1 protein-coding gene is annotated in these 439 nt (G+C 64.7%); it reads left to right on the forward strand.

What is annotated here, in order from left to right; translation table 11 throughout:
- On the forward strand, nucleotides 1-439 hold a 439-nt coding region (locus J5M67_RS28730), incomplete at both ends, for a terminase large subunit (protein WP_243434942.1).

Here is a 439-nt window from a genome sequence, read left to right on the forward strand (position 1 = left end):
GTCTCTCGCGGCGAGCGCAACGCCCGATGGATCGAGGAACACTGCCGCATCCCTGAAGGCCGGCTCGTCGGGCAGCCCGTCAAGCTCACGAAAGAGCAACGCGGCTGGATCAAGCGAATCTACGACACGCCGACGCGCACGTTCATCCTCTCGATGGCGCGCAAGAACGCCAAGACGGCCCTCTCCGCATTCCTCGTGTTGCTTCACCTCGTCGGCCCGGAAGCGCAGCCGAACAGCCAGCTCTACAGCGCAGCGCAGTCGCGCGACCAAGCGGCCGTGCTGTTCGAGCTGGCCGCGAAGGTGGTTCGCATGTCGGAGGATCTATCGCAGTACGTCACGATCCGCGATACGGCAAAGGAGCTGCTGTGTCATGACCTTGGCACGATCTACAAGGCGCTGTCGGCGGACGCGGCGACCAAGTTCGGCTTGAGCCCCGCGC

This window comes from Pseudomonas sp. 30_B (assembly GCF_017491605.1).
In the GTDB taxonomy this organism is placed as follows: Bacteria; Pseudomonadota; Gammaproteobacteria; order Pseudomonadales; family Pseudomonadaceae; genus Pseudomonas.